General features: G+C 70.0%; 14 protein-coding genes and 1 pseudogene. 3 read left to right on the forward strand and 12 right to left on the reverse strand.

All coding sequences use genetic code 11. The annotated features are described in order from the left end of the window. The first annotated feature begins 249 nt into the window (after nt 1–249). Nucleotides 250–1371, forward strand: a complete 1122-nt coding sequence (locus GA0074692_RS18705; RefSeq protein ID WP_141725326.1) for a hypothetical protein — start codon at nt 250–252, stop codon at nt 1369–1371. A 353-nt stretch (nt 1372–1724) separates the two neighbouring features. Here the strand turns inward: GA0074692_RS18705 and GA0074692_RS18710 are convergent, their stop codons facing one another. Further along, nucleotides 1725–3887, reverse strand: coding sequence for a tetratricopeptide repeat protein (locus tag GA0074692_RS18710; RefSeq protein WP_141725327.1), 2163 nt, complete (start codon nt 3885–3887; stop codon nt 1725–1727). Nucleotides 3888–3926: 39 nt separating this feature from the next. Then, nucleotides 3927–4460 (reverse strand): hypothetical protein, encoded by a 534-nt coding sequence (locus tag GA0074692_RS18715; protein ID WP_091646420.1) that lies wholly within the window; start codon nt 4458–4460, stop codon nt 3927–3929. Between the two features lie 655 nt (nt 4461–5115). Here GA0074692_RS18715 and GA0074692_RS18720 point away from each other — a divergent pair. Beyond that, nucleotides 5116–5691 (forward strand): riboflavin biosynthesis intermediates N-glycosidase, encoded by a 576-nt coding sequence (locus tag GA0074692_RS18720; RefSeq protein ID WP_091646422.1) that lies wholly within the window; start codon nt 5116–5118, stop codon nt 5689–5691. A gap of 145 nt (nt 5692–5836) precedes the next feature. Beyond that, a complete protein-coding gene (locus GA0074692_RS18725) occupies nt 5837–6853 on the forward strand; it encodes a trypsin-like serine peptidase (protein WP_091646424.1) in 1017 nt (338 codons plus the stop codon). A 128-nt stretch (nt 6854–6981) separates the two neighbouring features. Here GA0074692_RS18725 and GA0074692_RS18730 read toward each other — a convergent pair whose 3' ends face one another. The 10 genes and pseudogenes from GA0074692_RS18730 to GA0074692_RS18775 form a co-directional block, all read right to left on the reverse strand. Beyond that, nucleotides 6982–7728, reverse strand: a complete 747-nt coding sequence (locus tag GA0074692_RS18730) for a GntR family transcriptional regulator (protein WP_176738495.1) — start codon at nt 7726–7728, stop codon at nt 6982–6984. A gap of 93 nt (nt 7729–7821) precedes the next feature. Then, nucleotides 7822–9024, reverse strand: a complete 1203-nt coding sequence (locus GA0074692_RS18735) for a dipeptidase (protein ID WP_218106688.1) — start codon at nt 9022–9024, stop codon at nt 7822–7824. Nucleotides 9025–9056: 32 nt separating this feature from the next. Beyond that, complete coding sequence (locus GA0074692_RS18740; protein ID WP_245730365.1) at nt 9057–10130, reverse strand: ABC transporter ATP-binding protein; 1074 nt, start codon at nt 10128–10130, stop codon at nt 9057–9059. Then, nucleotides 10033–11011 (reverse strand): annotated as a pseudogene (locus GA0074692_RS18745) (ABC transporter ATP-binding protein). Before GA0074692_RS18745 ends, GA0074692_RS18740 begins: the two are co-directional and overlap by 98 nt. Then, nucleotides 11008–11844 (reverse strand): alpha/beta fold hydrolase, encoded by an 837-nt coding sequence (locus GA0074692_RS18750; RefSeq protein ID WP_091646430.1) that lies wholly within the window; start codon nt 11842–11844, stop codon nt 11008–11010. Before GA0074692_RS18750 ends, GA0074692_RS18745 begins: the two are co-directional and overlap by 4 nt. After that, nucleotides 11841–13022 carry a M24 family metallopeptidase gene (locus GA0074692_RS18755; RefSeq protein ID WP_091646433.1) on the reverse strand — a complete coding sequence of 394 codons (1182 nt, stop codon included), beginning with the start codon at nt 13020–13022 and terminating at the stop codon, nt 11841–11843. The genes GA0074692_RS18750 and GA0074692_RS18755 overlap by 4 nt, the downstream gene beginning before the upstream one ends. A gap of 3 nt (nt 13023–13025) precedes the next feature. Continuing rightward, nucleotides 13026–13907, reverse strand: coding sequence for an ABC transporter permease (locus GA0074692_RS18760; RefSeq protein WP_245730366.1), 882 nt, complete (start codon nt 13905–13907; stop codon nt 13026–13028). A gap of 91 nt (nt 13908–13998) precedes the next feature. After that, nucleotides 13999–14952: an ABC transporter permease gene (locus tag GA0074692_RS18765; protein ID WP_091646436.1), complete on the reverse strand. Its 954-nt coding sequence runs from the start codon at nt 14950–14952 to the stop codon at nt 13999–14001. A 30-nt stretch (nt 14953–14982) separates the two neighbouring features. After that, entirely contained in the window at nt 14983–16611 is a 1629-nt protein-coding gene (locus GA0074692_RS18770) for an ABC transporter substrate-binding protein (RefSeq protein ID WP_091646440.1), read from the reverse strand. Further along, the gene (locus GA0074692_RS18775) at nt 16608–17810 is read right to left on the reverse strand and encodes a dipeptidase (protein ID WP_091646442.1); all 1203 of its coding nucleotides are present in this window, start codon (nt 17808–17810) and stop codon (nt 16608–16610) included. Before GA0074692_RS18775 ends, GA0074692_RS18770 begins: the two co-directional genes overlap by 4 nt. Between the last annotated feature and the right edge of the window lie 372 nt (nt 17811–18182).

Genomic DNA, 18182 nt, shown 5'->3' on the forward strand with positions numbered 1-18182 from the left:
CCGCTGCTTCCCCCAAGGGCAGGTACCCAGAGTCCAAAATCGGACACTACATCGACAGCCTTCAGCAGGGAAATCGCAAGGACGCCAGCAAGTAGATCAACACACTCCTCGGCCACGCTCCCCTGACAACAGTCACGGAAGGAGCGTGGAATGACCTCCACCGAATGGCCAAGGACACCGATAGGCATCGACGCAAGAAAATGGGTAACCCGTTCGGGGTGCCGAACGGCCCTGGCTGTGGTCCACACCATGGCCAGTTGGCACCGCTTGCTGGACGTCGTCGGTCACATCGAGGACGACCCCCGGGTGCAGGTCGTCTACACCGTGGCACCCGACGTGTTCAACCAGCAGGTCCGCCGACACCTGGACCGGATCGGTGCGTTCGTGCTGCCCTGGCCGCAAGTGGTCCGGGAACCGTTCGACCTCGCCCTCGCCGCCTCTCTCGGCGGTCTGCACCAGGTGCACGCCCCGCTCCTGGTCATGGCGCACGGCGCGGGGCACGGCAAGCGGGTCCGACCGGACCGTCGCGGTGTGGTGCCGGTCGCCGCCCCTCCGGTGTACGGCCTCGACGCGCAACGACTCATGCACGATGGTCGGGTCGTGCCGACCGCCCTCGCGCTCGCCCACGATGACGAACTGGCGGTGCTGCGTCGCCAGTGTCCGGAGGCGGTCCCGGCTGCGGTGGTGGTCGGTGATCCCTGCTTCGACCGGTTGATTGCCAGTCAGCCGTCGCGCGAGCGTTACCGACAGGCCATCGGTGTGGCGGACGACCAGGAACTCGTCGTCGTCAGTTCCACCTGGGGCCGGGATGGACTCTTCGGCCGCTGGCCGGACCTGCTACCCCTCGTCTTGCAGCAGTTGCCGGCGGATCGCTTTCGGGTGGCCGCGCTGCTGCACCCCGCCGTCTGGGACGCGCACGGCCACCGCCAGGTCCGGGCATGGCTAGGGGACTGCTGCGCGGCCGGGCTGCTACTTCCGGACCCGGCGGAAGACTGGCGCAGCCTCGTGGTCGCCGCCGATCACCTGCTCGGTGACCACGGGTCGGTCACCGCCTACGCCGCCGCGATCGGGCGTCCAATGCTGCGGTTGCCGGCACCCCGGCGAGTCACCGCGCCCGGATCGCCGCAGGATGTCGTCGCCACCGGTGCCAGCCGGCTGGATCCCCGCCGGCCGCTGCTCCCGCAGCTACGGTCCGCCCGTCCGGTCGACCACCGTGCGGTGACCGCGACACTGACCGCCCGCCCCGGCGACGCCGCGAACCTGATCGGCGCCACGATGTACCGCCTACTCCGGCTGAGCCGACCTGGACGACACCGGCGGGTCGAGCCGGTGCCACTCCCCCGGCCGGACCGGTGGGGGGCTGCCGCATGAGCCGGACCCATGTCGTCGTCGCACTGCTGGAGCCCGGACGACCGGCGTCCCGCGGGGTCGCGGTGGCGGACGTCCTGCTCACCTGGACAGGTCCGCACCGCGGTGCCCGACGCTGCGCACACCTGATGGCGGCCTACCCCGGCTCGGTGGTCACCGTGGCGGGCGAGCCGACCGGCCGGATCGTCGTGGGGATCCGCGACACCGGACAGGACGTCGTGCGTCTGTTCGTCACGCGAAGCCCGGGCCGTGGCGGCCGGACTCCGACCCGAGCGCTCCTGGAGCGGACCGGCCGTGTCCTGTACGCCCGTCGGGCCACCGGTCGGCCGCCCCGCCACGAACCGCTGGCAGGGCGGTCACTCCGCCCGTTCCGCACCCGCCTGACCGGCCCGATCGAGTCGGGTCGCCACGTCCCGGGCCCGGGGCGAGGCCAGCGACACGAACGCCGCCAACGCTTCCGTCAGATGCTGCCGGGCGGTGGCCACGTCCCCCCGTCGCTCGGCGATCTCACCAAGCAGGGTAAGGGCCTCCGCCCGTTCGTTGGCCGAGCCGAGTGCGGTCATCCGGTCGGCAGCGTCGGCGGCCGCACGCTCGGCCGCGTCGAGGTCACCGCCGCCCAGGTGGGCGCTGGCCAGGCCGATGGACACCCGGGCGGCGTTGTACGGATCGACTTCCCCGAGATCGGTGAAGATCTTCCTCGCCTCGGCCAGCAGCGATAGGGCTTCCTCCGTCCGACCCGACCGGGTCCGGAGGGCAGCAAGGTTGACACAGGTCAGGCCGACGCTACGCGGTTCGCCCAGCGCGCGGTTCTCCGCGAGGACGTCCACCAGCAGTCGGCCTGCCTCCTCCTCACGACCGGTCTCCAGGTAGAGCGACGCGAGCCCCTCTCGCGCGTCGATCCCGCCCCGCACGTCACCGGCCTCCCGGTACCGTTCCACAGCGGCCCGACCGTGCAGTTCCGCGTCGTCGTACGCCCCCACCCGCATGGACGCCCTGCTCAACCGCTTGAGCATGTCCGCCTCCGCCCAGATGTTCCCCCACGCCCGCGCCGCCGCCACACCCCTCCGGTCGACCTCGAGACGGAGCTGGTAGTTCTTCACGTAGAGCAGGAGCGGCCAGAGCGCGTCGGAGAGCAGCCACGCCAGCTCCGGATATCCGTTGTCGAGTGCGGCCCGTCCGGCCTGCACGAGGTTCGCCTGCTCCCGGGTAAGCCACGCGAGCGCCTCGGCCCGGTCGGTGAACTCTGGTACGACTCCGAGCGGCTGCCGAAACGTGTACGGCAGCCGACGCCGGTAGGGGGTGACGGCCTGGTCGGCGTTGCGGGCGGCGGCCAGGTAGTACTCGAGGATCGTGAGCAGTGCGGCCCGCCGGTCGACCGGGTCGTCCGACTTCTCGGCGGTCTCTCGCGCGTGCAGACGCAGCAGGTCGTGGAAGCGGAACCGCTCCTCGTCGATCTCCTCCAACAGACTCACTCCCAGCAACTCGCCCAACACGTCAAAGGTCACGGTGCGCGCCACTCGGTCCGCGCCGACCAACGCGGTGGCCAGTCCCGGCCCAAAGTCGTTGCCCGGATGCAGCGACAGCCGCCGGTAGAGGGCGGCGGCCTGCGGGCTGAGATCCCGGTAGGAGACGTCGAAGACCGTGCGGACCGGAACGTCGTCCGGACCGGCAAGTCGGGTCAACCGCTCGTTCTCGTCGGCGAGGTCCGCGACCATGGTGCGGACCGAGAGGAAGGGCCGGGCTGCCAGCCGACCGGCCGCCACGGTGAGCGCCAAGGGCAGGCCGCCGCACAGTTCCGCGAGTTCACCGGCGGATCGGCCCTCCCGGTCGATGCGGACGTCCCCGACGACCCGACTGAGCAGCCGCATCGAGTCGGCAGGCGGCAGCGGTCGCACGTCCACCATGCGGGCACCGTCGGCGACCAGACCGGTCAGTCGACGCCGACTCGTCACCAGCACGACCGAGGCGGACGTGGGCAGCAACGGCCTCACCTGTGCCGCCGAGTAGGCGTCGTCGAGCAGCAGGAGCAGGGGCGTGTCCGCAGTGACCGTCCGGTAGAGCGCGGTCCGCTCGGCGAGGGAGCCCGGGATCTGCTCCGACGCCAGCCCCAGCGCGCGCAGGAACGCACCCAGTGCGTCACCTGGGTCGAGTGGACCGGTCGCGCCGTACCCGCCGAGGTCGACGTAGAGCTGGCCACCTGGGAAGCCGGCCCGCACCTCGTGTGCCCACCACCGGGCCAGCGCCGACTTGCCCACCCCTGCCGGACCGCACAGCATCACCACGGACCCGGCATCGGTTCCGGTGAGCCGGCTCAGCGCGGCGATCTCTTGGGTTCGGCCAGCCAGGTGCGCCGGGCGCGGCGGCAGCTGTCGGGGCGCCGGCGGGGGTAACGGCCCGGTGTGGAGGTGCACCCCGCCATGGATGGCCGCCGACTGGACGACCGGACCGGTCACCGTCCCGGAGAGGTCGTTGCGTACCGCGGGTCGGGTCGTCCTGCGGTCGTCTCGGGCGTCATCCAATCTCCGGGCCCCTTCGCGGTCGGCGTACAGGTGGTCCGGTCAGAAGACGATGTCGCCGCTGATGTCGCGCGCCTGCACGACCTTTTCGGCAGTGCCGCTGAAGTCGTTCGTGACGTCACCCGGCGCGGCCGACAAGCGTGCCTGCACCGACCGCCACTCGGCCCGGACTGCCGCGTCGAAGGCAGGGTCGACCGCCATCGTCCTGGCCAGCGCGTCGGCCAACACGGCATGCCGGTCATAGTCGTCGGGGTTCACCACGGCGGCCTCCAGCGCCGCCGACTCCTCGGTCCCCTCCCCGAAGCGGGAGCGGACCATCCGGTACAGGGCACCGATGGCGTCCCGGCCACCGGAGAAGAGAACCTCCGCACCCTTGGCTGCCAGCGCGGTGGCGACGGCAAGGACAAGCTGATCCGGCATGAAGACCCCCACACGTCCACGGCTCGGTCGCGAAAGATCGCCGTGCATCGATCGCGTGACCGCCAGATTACCGTCCGGGATCAACAACGGAAACGGGAAGCAGAAGAGCGACAACCGGACGACAGGCAGACAGGCAGCCACCGCCACGACGCCCATGGGATCGGCTCCTGGTTATGCGTACTTTACATCCGTCAAAATCAGATAATTGACCAGAATAGATGCCTAAATGATCATCGACGGCACCCCGGCGATGCCCAGCCAAGGAGGTCGCCTAAGATCATCTTGACCCTCTTCAGGGGCTTGGCAGTCGCCAAGATTCCGAGATGCATCAATCGAGGAGCCACGTTGGCCCACGTGCACGCCGAGTTCGCCAACCTCACCTACGCACTCTCCGCCGGCTTCGATCTGGGCACAGAGTGGATGAAATGGGTGGCTGCCATAGCGGAAGCTCTCAGCTGACCGCGTGGAACGTGGAGATGCCCCCGGCGTCGCCGGGGGCATCTCCACGTTCCACGGCGTTCGACATGCCCAACGCCCCGGAACGGGCGAGGTAACGGGCTGCGAGAAAACATCTCGCTGCCGACCGGCGCGGCGCGCAACGCCGTCGACCGTCCAGTGGGATCTGACGGCCATGCAGCGGGCGCCGGGGAGGCGGCGGACTATCGGCCTCCCTGACGGGTGAAAGTCAAACACGACAAGCGCGGCGGCCTCACCGCCGCACTACGGATCGCCGCATCGAGGGCTGAACGGCTACCAGGCCGACTGGTAATCCGGAGGTGGCACCACACGCCGGTACGCCACACTGGCCGGCATGTCCGCACCGGTAAGCAGCGTCGCCGAAGTCTCCGATCTGGTACGCGCCGGCCGTACCCCCGAATTTTTGTTTTTCTGGGGTCACCGGCCACGGCGCGACGGCAGCGTCGGCCCCAGCTGCCTGAGCCAGTGGTGGCCGGCGTCGTTCACCGTCGACGGGCTGGCGTTCGCCACCGCCGAGCACTACATGATGTGGGCCAAGGCCATGCTCTTCGGCGACCACGCGATCGCCGGGAAGGTGCTCACGGTGGAGCACCCGAACGCGGCCAAGACCCTCGGCCGGCGGATCACCGGCTTCGACGAGCAGACCTGGCAGGAGCACCGGTTCGACATCGTGGTGGCCGGCAACCTCGCCAAGTTCGGCCAGCACCCCGACCTGGGGGCGTTCCTGCTCGGCACCCGGGATCGGGTGCTGGTCGAGGCGAGTCCGGTCGACCGGATCTGGGGCATCGGCCTGGCCGCCGACGACCCGGCCGCCGGTGATCCCGACCGGTGGCGCGGACCGAACCTGCTCGGCTTCGCGCTGATGCGGGTCCGCGCCACGCTACGGGAGCGCGCGGACCTCGGCAGGTAGCCACACTGCCGGAGCGGATGCCTCTTGCCGGCCGAGCTATCCCGGCCACCATCGGAAGCCCGACAGGAGGCTCTTCCCGGCCGGACGCCTCCACTAACGTCGATGTCCTCTATGGATCGGCGCCAACGGCAGCAGGGAGGATCCCGTGCTGACGCGTGACAGGGTGATCGCGGCGGGGGTCGCCGTGCTCTGCGGTCTCGGGGTGGCCGCCCCACCCGTACGGGCGGAAGTGGCCAGCACAGAGACCTCCGCCACCGTCGACACGGCGGACGCGCGGTTCCACGACCGGCCGATCGCCGACGCCGAGACCGCCCAGCGACTGGCCGACGAGTACTGGACGCCCGAGCGGATGCGGGCGGCGACCCCGCTGGACATGCCGGCCGGCGGCGAGGTCATGCCCGGGGAGGAGGCCGATCGTCCGGGTCGGATCGGGCCGCCCCGTACCGGCGCCGAACCGGCCGGCCCGCGCGCGGCCGCGCCCTCCGGCGGGGCGCAGACCCAGTCGGTCAACGCCTCGCCCGGGGTCGGCAAGGTGTTCTTCAGCAGCAAGGTCACCGGCGAGGACTTCCAGTGCTCGGCAGCGGCGGTGAACAACCCGACCGCGAACCTGGTGGCCACGGCGGGGCACTGCGTGCACCCCGGGGACGGCTCGAACAACTGGTACATCAACTGGGTCTACGTGCCGCTGTACAACGACGGCCCGACCCCCAAGCCGTACGGGACCTGGGCCGCCCGCACGTTCACCTCCGTGGAGGGGTGGACGAAGTGGAACTACCTCTGGTGGGATTTCGCCTTCGTCACCATGTACCCCCGTAACGGGCAGAAGCTGGTGCACCAGACCGGCGGCAACGGCATCAGCTTCAACCAGTCGAAGACGATCCCGATCCTCCTGCTCGGCTACCCGGGCCTGCCACCGTACGACGGCCAGATCCAGCACTACTGCCAGGGCACGATGCAGGTCGCCGGGGCGCAACGGGTAAAGCTGCCCTGCCCGATGAGCAAGGGTGCCAGTGGTGGACCGTTCCTCCGGCAGTACGACAACACACTCCGCTACGGGTTCGTGAACTCGGTGATCTCGTACCAGTTCTCCGGCAACCTCTACGGGCCGTACTTCGAAGAGGACGTCGCCGACATCTACGACTCGGTCAAGAACGTGCCGTGACCGCTGCCGCTGGCAGCCGTGACGTCGCCGCCGGCAGACCGGATCCCCGGTCTGCCGACGCACGCCGCGTAGCGGCCGGCGAGGGAAGCCGGTCCGCCGTCACCGTCCGCGCGGACCAGCCCGTCCGCTCACCGCGCCGGTTCAGGGTCTCCACCCCGGCTGATCCGCAGGGTCAGCACGTCGGTCCGGACGGTGAATTGCCCGTGGAACAGGGCCACCCCGCCGGACCCGTACCCGATCTGGGTCGCGGTGACCAGCGGATGTCCGACCGCCACGCCGAGCCGGGCGGTGGCCTGCTCGTCGGCGAGCACGGCGGTGAGTTCGATCTCGGCTCGGCGTACCGGCATGCCGGTCGCGCTGGCCAGAAACTCGAACATGTCCAGGTCGATGCTGAGCAGCCCGGACGGGTCGAGGTCCCGGCCGTCGAAGCGCAGCGGCAGGTGGTCGCGGATCCAGGCCGCCGGAACCCCGTCCACGGCGAAGAGCCGGTCCACCCGCCACACCGGTGAGTCCGGCGGCACGCCGAGCACCGTGGCGCAGCCGGGCGGGCACTTCGCCCGGCTGACCGCCGCGTCCTGGAGGGTCGGACGGTGCCCCGAGGCGGTGATCCGGTCCCGCAGCGCGGTGACGTCGCCGATCGACACCGGCACCCGCTCGACACCGTCGTGCACGAAGGTGCCGATGCCCCAGGTCCGGGTCACCACGCCCTCGCCGGCGAGCTGCCCCAGCACCTCGCGCACGGTGGCCCGGCTGACCTCCAGCCGGTCGGCCAGGTCCCGCTCGTTGGGCAGCTTGTCGCCCACACGGAACTCACTGCCGATGAGTTCCCGTAGCCGACTGTGCGCGGCCTGTAGCGCGGTCTCGCGCCGTCCCATCCGCCCCCACCTCATCGCTGTCCGCCGCCGGGCCGCGGCCTACGGAGTGTAGTTCGCCTGTGTTACCAGACCTGCCCGGCCCGTCAGGGCGCGTTACCAGACCTGTTCGAGCACCCGGACCGTGTTGCCGCCGATGACCTTGGCAATCTCGTCGTCCGAGTAGTCGTGCTTCACCAGCCAGCCGACGATGTTGCCGAACGCCTCGCCCGGGTTCTCCACGCCGGCGACGTACTCCACCCGGGGGTGCTCCGGCCGGTCGCCCGCGTCGTGCGCGTAGTTGCCGGCGTAGGTGTTGTGCACCCCGACGTGGTCGCCGAACATCGTGTCCGGACCGAACGTGACGTGGTCGATGCCGACCAGGTCCACGCAGTACGTGAAGTGGTCCATCACCGACTCGATCGAGTGGTGCGGGTGCTCCGCCGACAGCGTGGTGTGCGGGGCCGCCTCGATGCCGATCACGCCACCCCGCTCCGCGCAGGCCCGGATCACGTCGTCCGGCTTCATCCGCGGCGTCTTCCACACCGAACGGGCCCCGGCGTGGGTGATGAACACCGGCACCTGGCTGGCCTCGATCACGTCCAGGCAGGTCTGGTCGCCGGAGTGTGAGATGTCGATGGCGATGCCGAGCCGGTTCATCCGGTCCACCGCGCGCCGCCCGAAGTGGGTCAGGCCGCCGTCGTGCCGCTCGGAGAGGCCACCGCCGAGCATGTTGGCCTGGCTGTACGCGATGCCGAGCTGACGGACGCCGAAGCCGTACAGAATGTCGATCCGGTCCAGCTCGTTCTCGATCGGGCTGCAGCACTCCAGCCCCGCGACGAGCGCCAGCCGGCCGTCCCGCTTGGCGGCGTGGATGTCGGCCAGCGAGGTGGCCAGGAAGACGTGGTCCTGCTTGTAGAGGTCACTCATCCGCATCCCGAGGGCGTAGACGAGGTCGTTCCACTTCCAGCCGTTCTCGCTGGTCACACAGGACGCGCCGGCCATGAAGTTGTCGAAGACGGCGGTCAGCCCGGAGCGGGACAGCCCCTCGTAGCCGGTGCGCTGCCGCGCGGTGCGGTTGTACGCGCGCAACTCCCGGACGTCCTCGGGGAGGATCACCGGGTGCTCGTGCAGGGAGATCGCCACGTGCTCGGTGAGCAGCCGGCCGACCCGCTCTCGCTGGGCGTCGCTGAGCCCGAGGTCGTGTTCGGGCACCCGACCGACCTCCTGGGCCAGCTCGAAGACCCGGTAGTCGGTGTGCGGCTCGAGGTACGAGTAGGACCGGTGCCCCTGGTAGCGGGGGGCGGGTTCTTGCAGCAAGACACCTTCTCCTTGGGAACGGTCGCCGGGCGCTACGCGGCCAGCGGATAGTGGCAGGCGACCGGGTGTTCGCCGGACGCCAGCGGCGGTTCGGTGGTGGCGCAGGTCTCGGTCGCCTGCCAGCAGCGGGTCCGGAACCGACAGCCCGAGGGCGGGTTCACCGGGCTGGGTGGGTCGCCGGCCAGCAGGATCCGCTGGCGCTGTCCGCGCGCCGCCGGCTCCGGCACCGGTACGGCCGAGAGCAGCGCGCTGGTGTACGGGTGCCGGGGCGTGTCGTACAGGCTGTGCTCCGGTCCGGTCTCGACCAGCTTGCCGAGGTACATCACCGCCACCCGGTCGGAGATGTGCCGGACCACGGAGAGGTCGTGGGCGATGAAGACGTACGCCACGCCCAGCTCCTCCTGGAGCCGTTCGAGCAGGTTGACCACCTGGGCCTGGACCGAGACGTCCAGCGCGGAGACCGGCTCGTCGCAGACGATCACGTCGGGTTGCAGGGCGAGCGCCCGGGCGATGCCGATCCGCTGCCGCTGCCCGCCGGAGAACTGGTGCGGGTAGCGGTCGAGGTGCAGGTGCGGGTCGAGGCCGACCAGTTCGAGCAGTTCCCGCACCCGGTCCAGCCGGCGACGCTTGTCCAGCACGTCGGGGTGGATCTCGAACGGCTGGAGCAGGATCTCCCGGATGGTGCGTCGCGGGTTCAGCGAGGTGTACGGGTCCTGGAGCACGATCTGGATCCGTCGGCGCAGCGCCCGCAGGTCCCGGCCCCGGACCTTGTGCACCACCGAGGTGCCGAACGTGACCGCGCCGGCGGTGGGCTGTTCCAGCCCGACCAGCATCCGGGCCAGGGTGCTCTTGCCGCAGCCGGACTCCCCGACCACCCCGAGGGTCTCGCCCCGGCGCAGGTCGAAGGAGACCCCGTCGACGGCCCGGACCACGCCCCCGGAGGTGAACGGGATCCGGCCCTTGACCGGGAAGTGCTTGACCAGGTTCTCGACCCGCAGCACCACGTCGTCAGCGGGTGGCACCGAGCACCTCCTCGTGGTGGTGGCAGGCGCTGGCCCGACCGGCGGGCAGCGTCTCCAGTGGTGGCAGGGTCGCCCGACACACATCGGTGACCCGGGGCAGCGCAGGTGGAACGGGCAGCCGGTGGGGAGCCGGGCCGGATTGGGCGGGGCGCCGGGGATGGCGTAGAGGACGTCGTCGCGCCGGTCCACCCGGGGCATCGAGGCGAGCAGCCCCTCGGTGTACGGGTGCGCCGGGCCGGCGAAGATCTGCTCGACGCTGCCCCGTTCGACGATCCGGCCGGCGTACATCACCGCCACGTCGTCGGCGACCTCGGCGACCACCCCGAGGTCGTGGGTGATCAACAGCAGGCCCATCCCGCTGTCCCGCTGGATCTCCGCGAGCAGCTCCATCACCTGGGCCTGCACGGTGACGTCGAGGGCGGTGGTGGGCTCGTCGGCGATCAGCAGGTCCGGCTCCAGGGAGATCGCCAACGCGATCATGATGCGTTGCCGCATCCCGCCGGAGAACTGGTGCGGGTAGTCCCGGATACGGTCCTTCGCGGCCGGGATCCGTACCCGGTCGACCAGCTCGATCGCCCGGCGGCGGGCGTCCGACCTGGACATCCCCGGCGGACCCGCAGCACCTCCATGAGCTGGTGGCCGACGGTGAAGACCGGGTTCAGCGCGGCCATCGCGTCCTGGAAGACCATGCCGATCTCCTCGCCGCTGACCCGGTCGCGCTGCTTACGGGGCAGGGTGAGCAGTTCCCGGCCGCGCAGCCGGACCGCGCCGGTGACCCGGGCCGGCGGGGTCTCCAGGATGCCCATCACCGCCTGCGCGGTGACGCTCTTGCCGGAGCCGGACTCACCGAGGATGGCCAGGGTCCGGCCGGACTCGACCTCCAGGGAGACCCCGTTGACCGCGCGCACCGGCCCGGTCGGGCCGGGGAACTCCACCCGCAGGTCGGCGACCTCGAGCAGGGTCATCGCAGCACTCCGGCCTCGGCGAGGAAGTCGCGCACCACCCGCTGGAACAGCTCGGGCTCCTCCAACTGCGGGGAGTGCCCGGACTTCTCGAAGACCACCAGCCGGGCGTCCGGGATCAGGTCGGCGATGACCTGCGAGGCCGCCACCGGGGTACGCCAGTCGTGGCGGCCCACGGTGACCAGGGTCGGGCAGGTGACCGTGGGCAGTTTCGGCTTCAGGTCGTACCGGGGCATGTTCTGCCCGAAGGCGGCGTTGTGCGTCCGGTAGTGGAACCGGGTGGCGGCGAGCTTCGCCGCGTCCTTGGCCGGGTCGTGCTGGTGGTCGTAGAGGGGCAGGATGCCCTTCCAGTACTCGCGCAGCTGCTCGTTGCTCTCGAACCGGCCGGTGCCGATCCGCTCGATGATCCACTCCGGAATCACCGACCGGTCGGTGCTGCGGGCCCGCTCGACGGCGAGGTGGTCGTGGGCGGTGTCGGCGGCGGTGTCCCGCAGGACCAGCGCGGAGACCCGGTCCGGGTGAGCGACGGCGTACTCCATCGCGATGAACCCGCCGTACGAGCCGCCGGCCATGACGATCTTCTCGTAGCCGAAGTGCTCCCGGATGGCGTCCACGTCGGCCACCCACTGCTCGTGGGTGAACGGCTCGTCGTCGCTGGACTCGCCGGAGCCCCGGGCGTCGAAGACGATGACCCGCATCCGGTCGGCGAACGGGCCGAACGAGCGCTTCGGCTCGTTACGGGAGCCCAGGCCGGGCGCGCCGTGGTGGACGATCATCGCGGGTGCGTCGGTCGGGCCGAACGCCTCGACGACCAGTTCCGCTCCGTTGATCTTCATCGGACCCCCTCGAGGATGTTCGACGCCAGGTCGCGCGGGTAGCCGGTGAGTCGACGCGGGCCGTCCGCCTCGACCAGGACGGTGTCGGAGATGCGGTAGCCGGCGTGGCCGGGAACGTAGACGCCGGGCTCGCTGGAGAGCAGCATCCCGGGGGCGAGCACGGTGTCGTCGCCGTCCTCGACCCACGGGGCCTCGTGGTTCTGCAACCCGATGCCGTGCCCCTGCCGGTGCCGGATGTACTCGCCCAGCCCGTGCCCGCGCAGCACGTCCAGGCAGATCCGGTTGACCTCGGCGCAGGTCCGGCCGGCGATCATCGCCTGGGTGCCGACCTCCTGCGCCTCCCGGTCAGCCTCGTAGTAGCGCACCTGCTCGGCGGTGGGCTCGCCGACGACGAAGGTGCGTTCGCTCTCCACGAACCGGCTGGCCACCGCCGCGCCGAGGGAGAGGATCAGGGTGTCGCCGGGCTGGAGCCGCCGCCGGGTCGGCAGGCCGTGCGGCAGGGCCGAGTTCGGGCCGGCGTAGACCAGGCCGCCGGCCAGCTTGGTGGTGTAGACGACCATGTCGTACTCGGCGTACATCCGGTCGGTGCCGTACCCGATGACGTGCCGGGCGATCTCGTCCTCGCGGGGCAGCGGTCCCCCGCCGGCCAGCGCCTCCTCGATCAGCGCCCGGCCCGCGCCGAGCATCTCGTCGCAGATCCGCGCGGCGGCCTCGTGGAACGGGATCTCCTCGGGAAACTTCCGCAGCCGCAGCCGGGCGACCGCGTCGGTGGTCTCCAGGGTGGCGCCGGTGATCGCCGTCGACAGGGCCCGGAACGCGCCGACCGACACCCCGGCGCCCACCCCGATCCGCCGGGCGGGGCCGCCGCGCCGGGACAGCGCCGTGGCGAGGGTCTGCTCGGCGGTGACCACGCCCGGGAACTCGAAGTAGCTGACGGTTTCCAGGGTCACGCCCTGCTGGGCGGCGTACTCCTCGTCGAGGCGCGGGATGACCAGCAGCGGGTCACCCTCGCGCGGCATCCAGAGGTAGACCGGGCGTTCGGTGGCGATGTAGAAGAAGCCGCTGAGGAAGGCGACGTCCGCCGGGGACGTGGCCAGGAAGCCGTCCAGGCCACGCTCGTCGAGCGCCTCGCCGAGCCGGGTCCGGACGCTGGTGTAGAAGCTCTCGGGCAGTCGCATGGGTCAGCCTCCGTTGCGCCGGGGGTCACGGGTGTCGTTGAACCGCATGCCGGCGACGGTCGCCGCGAGCACCAGCAGCAGGATCGCCAGGGACGGGAAGAGCGTCTGCCACCAGGCGATCGCGATCACGCCGCTGCGCTGGGCGTTGAGCAGGATGCGACCCCAGGACCAGGCGTCCGGGTCACCGAGGCCCAGGAAGCTCAGCCCGGCCTCGGAGATCACCGCCCGGGAGGCGGTGAGCAGCACGCTGACGATCACCAGCGAGACGACGGCGGGCAGGATCTCCCGGGTGACGATCCGCCAGCCGGTGGCCCCGAGCACCCGGGCCCCGTCGATGTACGGCATCGCGCTGATCACCAGGCCCTGCGACCGGATCAGCCGGGCCACCTCGGGCCAGGCGAAGAACCCGATGATCAGGGTCAGCGTCCAGACACTGGGGTTCACCACCGCAGCCAGCATGATCATCAGCGGCAGGGTGGGCAGGGCCAGCATCACATCGGTGATCACGGTGGAGACCGCGTCGATCCGCCGGAAGTACGCCGAGGCCAGCCCGATCGCGGTGCCCAGCACGATCGCGATCACCGAGGCCGCCAGGCCGATCACCAGGCTGGTCCGGGTGCCCCAGACCACCTGGGCGAAGATGTCCTGCCCGAGGTCGTCGGTGCCGAACCAGTGTGCCCCGGACGGGGGTTGCAGCACGTCCGGGCCGGCACCGCTGGGCTCATCGGCGATCAGCGGCGCGAAGACCGCCAGCACCACCATCACGACCAGCACCAGTACGGACAGCGCCGCGGAGGGCTGGCGCAGGTAGCCGTACCAGGACCGCCGGACGGGGGCCGGGGCGACCGGCGGCACCGCCTGCTCGGTCAGCACGGGGGCGCTCACAGCGTCCTCCCTTCAGGGGTGGGGGTGGTGGTCACCGGGCTGGCCTTCCGTTCGCGACTGCGGGGCTCCGCTCCGCTGCACTCCTCGCGCTTCACAGGCGAATCCGGGGGTTGAGGACGGCGTAGAGCATGTCGGTCAGCGCGTTGGCGAAGACCACGGTGACGGCGAGCATGATGAAGGCGCCCTGGAGCACCGGATAGTCCTGCTGCCCGACCGCCTCGAAGATCAGCCGGCCGACCCCCGGGTAGGCGAACACCGTCTCGGTGAGCACCGCGCCGCCGACCAGGGTGCCCAGTTGCAGACCCATCAGGGTCAGCGCCGGCAGGATCGCGTTGCGCAGGCCGTGCTTCCAGACCCGCCGGGTGGCGGACAGTCCCCGGGCCTGGGCGGCCCGGATGTAGTCCTCGCCGAGCACCTCGATCATGTTGGTGCGCAGGGTCAGCGCGTACGGGCCGAGCTGCACCAGCACCAGCGACAGCACCGGCAGCACCAGGTGGTGCAGCAGGCTCAGGTAGGCCGCCGCGCCCCGGGTGTCCGGGTCGATCGCCCCGCCGATCGGGAACCAGCCGAGCCGGGCGCCGAGGAAGACCAGCAGCAGCATGGCGACGCTGGGCACGAAGAGCGCGTGCCCGCCGATGCCGAGCGCCTGGAGCGTACGGTCCACCCAGCTGCCCCGGTGCACGGCGGCCCAGACGCCGATCGGGATGCCGACGGCGATGGTGATGACGAACGCGCTGCCGGCGAGGAGCAGCGTCCACGGCAGCCGGTCGACGATGATGTCGGTGACCGGCGCGATCTGCCGGAACGAGATGCCCAGGTTGCCCTGGAGCAGTTCACGCAGGTACGACACGTACTGCTCCCACAGCGGACGGTCCAGGCCGTACGTCTTGAGCAGCGCCGCCTGCATCTCCGGCGTCATGTCCCCCTCGACCATCAGGGTCGTGGGGTCCCCCGGCAGCAGCCGGAGCAGGAAGAACGTCGAAGTGATCGCAATCCACACGGTCAGGACGGCCTTCAGTGCCCGACTGAGCACGAAACGCGCCACGGGGGACCCCTCCTTTCCCTCTGGTTGGGGTTACTTGGCCGGCTTGACCTGGGCCAGCGAGTACGCGGTGACCATGCCGAGCAGGTCCGACGGCGACGGGGCGAAGCCGGTGAACTTGTCGGCGTTGTAGGCGAACTGGAAGTTCTCCACGTACAGCGGGGTCAGGTACGCCTGCTCGTGCACGACCTTGTCGATGTTCTTGATCTTGGTCTTGAACGCCTCGGGGTCGGTGGTGCCGGCCGCGTCGTTGATCAGCTTGTCCAGCTCGGGCGACTCGAGCAGGTTGTAGTTGATGCCACCCGGGTTGCTGGACAGGTAGGTGCTGCGGAGCTGGTCCATCGGGTTGTCGAACACACCCCACTGCGAGGCGTCGATGTCGTACTCACCGCTCTTGGTGCGGGAGAGGAACGTGTTCCGCTCGACGCACTCGTTCTCCAGCTTGATGCCGGCCTTGGCGGCGCTCTCCCGGAAGAGCTGCACCACCCGGGTGATGTTCGCGTTGGACTGGTCGCAGGCCACGCCGAAGGCCAGCTCGTCGAAGAAGCCGTCGCCGTTGCCGTCCTTGTAGCCGGCCGCGGTCAGCTTCGCCTTCGCGCCCGCCGGGTCGAACGGGTACGGCTGGATCTCGGTGTTGTCGTAGTCGGCGAAGATCGGCGAGATCGGGCCGACCATCTCCTGGGCGTCGCCCTGGAGTACCGCCGAGATGATCGACTTGGTGTCCACCGACATCGACAGCGCCTGCCGGACCGCCTGGTCGGCCAGCTGCTTGTTCTTCATGTTGTAGGTCAGGTGGGCGAAGCCGAGCGCGCCGACCTTCTCCATCTTGATCTTCGAGTCACCCGCGAAGGTCTTCGCCGCCGACACCGGCACCGGGGTGCCCATCAGGTCGATGTCGCCGTTGCGCAGCGCCAGCATCATCGTGTTCACGTCCGGGTAGACCCGGTACTCGACCTGGCTGACGGCGGCCTTGCCGTCGGGGGCAAGCGGGTAGTTCTCGTTGCGCTTCATCACGTAGCGCTGGCCCTTGGTCATGCTCTCCAGCACGAACGGCCCGGCCCCGACCCAGTTCGAGTCGTTGGCGAACTTGGACAGGTCGCCGGCCTTCTCGAAGACGTGCTTCGGCACGACCGACATCCAGAAGCCGACGCCCTCGGCGAACGGCGCGTACGGCTGGGACAGGTGGAACTTGACCGTGGTCGCGTCCGGCGCCTCGATCGACTCGACCCAGGTCAGCTTCGCCGCGACGTTGCCGAGCTTGTACTTCATGATCTGCTCGGCGCTGAACTTGACGTCGTCGGCGACCACCGGCTTGCCGTCGGTCCACTTGAAGTCGTCGCGGAGGACGAACACCGCGGTCTTGCCGCCGTCCTCGTAGCGGTACTCCTTGGCCAGCTCCGGGGACTTCTTCGCGCTCTCGTCGATCCGCAGCAGGTGCGGGTACATCGCGTTGAGGATCCAGGAGTCGGTCTTGCTCAGGGACTGGAGCGGGTTGAAGTTGCTGACGTCCGTGGTGGTGCCGATCCGCAGCACCGAGGCGTCCGACGAGCTGCCGGAGGAGGACGAGTTGCCCTCGTTCAGACTGCACCCGGAGACACCCAGCGTGGCCGCCACGCCGAGCGCGACAGCGAGCCGCCACCGACCCTTGACTGTCTTTTTCACCAAACCTCCCGAAGAACCCGGATGATGTTGCCGCCGATGACCTTGGCGATGTCGTCGTCGGAGTAACCGTGTGTGACGAGCCACCCGACGATGTTGCTGAAGCACTCGGCCGGGTTCTCCATGCCGCTCACGTACTCGACCCGGGGGTGGTCCACGACGCCGTGGGCCTTCCCGATCGCCAGGTGCTGGGTGAAGCTGTCGTGCAGCCCGACGTGGTCACCGAAGTTGGTGTCCGGGCCGAACGCCACGTGGTCGATGCCGACCAGCTCCACGCAGTACGTGAAGTGGTCCATCACCGACTCGATGGAGTGGTGCGGGTGGTCCGCCGAGAGGGTGGTGTGCGGAGCGGCCTCGATGCCGATCACGCCACCCCGTTCGGCGCAGGCCCGGATCACCTCGTCCGGCTTCATCCGGGGGGTGTTCCAGACCGTGCGGGCACCGGCGTGGGTGATGAACACCGGCACCCGGCTGGCCTCGATCACGTCCAGCGAGGTCTGGTCGCCGGAGTGTGAGATGTCGATGGCGATGCCGAGCTTGTTCATCCGGTCGACCGCGCGCCGCCCGAAGTGGGTCAGGCCGCCGTCGCGGTCCTCGGAGAGGCCGGAGCCGAGCATGTTCGCCTGGCTGTAGGCGATGCCCATCTGGCGTACGCCGAAGCCGTAGAGGATGTCGATCCGGTCCAGCTCGTTCTCGATCATCGTGGCCGCTTCCAGGCCCGCCACCAGGGCGATCTGGCCGTTCCGCTTGGCCTCGAAGATCTGGTCCAGGGTGGTCGCCACCACCACGTGGTCCTGCTTGGCGACATCGGCGAAGCGCAGACCGATGTCGTAGATGACGTCGTCCCACTTCCAGGCGTGCTCGCTGGTCACGCAGCCGGTGCCGTTCATGAAGTTGTCGAAGACCGCGGTCATGCCGGAGCGGGCCAGGCCCTCGAAGCCGAACGAGTTGCGGCCGGTGCGGTTGTAGTCCCGCAACTGCGACACGTCGGCGGGCAGGATCTTCGGGTGTTCGTGCAGCGAGATGGCCATGTGCTCATGGAGGAGCCGGGTGACCCGGGCACGCTGGTCGTCGTCCAGGCCCAGGTCGTATTCGGGCACCCGACCGACCTGGGGCGGCAGCTCGAAGACCTTGTAGTCGACGTGCGGCGTCAGGTAGTCGAAGGACCGGTATCCGGCGTAGCGGGGGGCGGGTTCCTGCACTCGTCAACTCACCTCGTCCGATAGAGGTCTGAGGCATGAGGTCTGACCTCATGCCTCCCGGACGCTAGCCGAGCAGAGAACCCCTCGGGAATACCTCGTGACCTGACCGTTACCAAAGACGCCAGCATTTCCGCAGGTCAGCGCGAGGTTTACGCCGATTCACGACGCGCGGCCCAGCCCGACCAGCCCCGGACACCCGACCACCACCCCACCGAACGGCGGATAACGGGGCTGCGGAGGCCCGCAGAGCCAAGGCAAAGGTCAGACCATTGCAGGGAGAGGTCCGAACTGTTGCCCACGGGTTACCCAGGCCGCCGATCGGCCGGGCCCGGCCCGTCCGGGGCGACCGGATACCGTGTCCGGACGCGTCGA

This window comes from Micromonospora pallida (assembly GCF_900090325.1).
Taxonomy (GTDB): domain Bacteria; phylum Actinomycetota; class Actinomycetes; order Mycobacteriales; family Micromonosporaceae; genus Micromonospora; species Micromonospora pallida.

Bases quoted from the DNA above. Each gene is read 5' to 3' on its own strand.
- GA0074692_RS18705 (WP_141725326.1), top strand. From the start codon at position 250: ATGGCCAGTTGGCACCGCTTGCTGGACGTCGTCGGTCACATCGAGGAC.
- GA0074692_RS18715 (WP_091646420.1), bottom strand. From the start codon at position 4,460: ATGGGCGTCGTGGCGGTGGCTGCCTGTCTGCCTGTCGTCCGGTTGTCG.
- GA0074692_RS18720 (WP_091646422.1), top strand. From the start codon at position 5,116: ATGTCCGCACCGGTAAGCAGCGTCGCCGAAGTCTCCGATCTGGTACGC.
- GA0074692_RS18730 (WP_176738495.1), bottom strand. From the start codon at position 7,728: ATGGGACGGCGCGAGACCGCGCTACAGGCCGCGCACAGTCGGCTACGG.
- GA0074692_RS18740 (WP_245730365.1), bottom strand. From the start codon at position 10,130: ATGTGTGTCGGGCGACCCTGCCACCACTGGAGACGCTGCCCGCCGGTC.
- GA0074692_RS18750 (WP_091646430.1), bottom strand. From the start codon at position 11,844: ATGAAGATCAACGGAGCGGAACTGGTCGTCGAGGCGTTCGGCCCGACC.
- GA0074692_RS18755 (WP_091646433.1), bottom strand. From the start codon at position 13,022: ATGCGACTGCCCGAGAGCTTCTACACCAGCGTCCGGACCCGGCTCGGC.